This is a genomic window from Escherichia sp. KCJ4928 (assembly GCF_004352695.1).
Taxonomy (GTDB): domain Bacteria; phylum Pseudomonadota; class Gammaproteobacteria; order Enterobacterales; family Enterobacteriaceae; genus ECMA0423.
In genome coordinates this window covers 1-1,324 of sequence record NZ_SJWV01000407.1, presented here as the reverse complement: position 1 = coordinate 1,324, position 1,324 = coordinate 1, and the positions used below count along the sequence as shown (strand labels likewise).

1 protein-coding gene is annotated in these 1,324 nt (G+C 41.6%); it reads right to left on the bottom strand.

Annotation, left to right across the window (positions count from 1 at the left end):
• Positions 1–110 precede the first annotated feature (110 nt).
• Complete coding sequence (locus tag E0D98_RS24310; RefSeq protein ID WP_001358290.1) at positions 111–968, bottom strand: helix-turn-helix domain-containing protein; 858 nt, start codon at positions 966–968, stop codon at positions 111–113.
• Positions 969–1,324: the final 356 nt, after the last annotated feature.

Sequence of the window (1,324 nt, the reverse complement as noted above, 5' to 3'; positions counted from 1 at the left end):
ATGAAAGTAACATTCTAATAAACAATAATGGCGTTGACATATTCAACGCCATTATTTATTGAATTGCCTGACAGTAGTCTCGTTATAAATTTATTTAGATATAGCGACAGCTAAACCGGACGAACGGGGATAAAAATTTCGCAAACAACATCATTGCTATCCTTTTCTACGAAATCTTCATTGTAATAAAACCGCTCAATATCACTGCCGTTCACTCTGGCTAACCCCCTGGCGGGTAATTCCATCAGATAGAGGTTTCGCGCCCATTCAGAGTAGTGCTCCCACTCACCTTCATAGCGGAAAGAGGCATACAGTCCTCGGTTAATTGTCCACTCTTTCGGCATCTCTGAATCGGTTTGTTTGCATACCGTACCGGCAAAAGTTTCAACCGTGAGCAAATCGACCGATTTTGTTGACGGTTCAAACGTGGAGACGAAATAGATATCCGTCTTAAAATTATTCATACATCTGGCTAAATGATGACGTCGCAGTTTGACTTCTTCATCCGGTGATTTATTCGACACTTCAATGTCATATTTAAATGAGTTGCCAAAAATAGGTGTCTCAGGAAAATTGACTAATCTACACTCCGTCTTTTGCTGTTGACGTATTAAAAAAGAAGGGAAGATATTTGCGAGATCCCAATAATCACGGTGGCGGTATTCACGGGGAGAGCAGCCGAATAACTTTTTAAATTCGCGGCTGAATGACTGCTGTGAATCAAAATGCAAAGAGAGTGCAATATCAAGCATAGATTTCGCGGTGAGCCGGACAAGAATGGCGGCACGACAAAGCCTTCGTTTGCGAATGTATTCTCCCAAAGGCACATGCATGAAATTTCGGAACAGAAGCTGGATGTTGCGTCTGCTGTAGCCAGATTTCTGTGCGATATCTTCGATTGAAATAGGGTGCTCAAGATTGCACTCAATCCACTCCAGGAGCTGCTGTAGAATCTTCTGCCTGATCATCACATTCTCCGTTAATTCTTTGTCATATCGCACATTTTCGTTATGCCCTGGGCCCTAAGTGTATCAAAAACAGCAAGGGCGAAGGCAAAAGCACTGGTAGCGTCTGCTTCGTTGTCCCCAAAAATAGAGAGGTTTCAGTCCTACATTATTAATGAATTTTTTGCATAAGTGATATCAAAATCCACATACTAATTTGAGGTTACGTTTTAACGTAGACTCATTGTTCATGCCTAATGGAGGGACTGACAGTGGAATTTTCCGTATAGTCTGCTTCAGAGTATTGCAGATGCCCATCAAAAATCGATTTCTCACTGACAGAGAGAGAAATGGCACAAATTAGTTCGCTTGATTTGTGT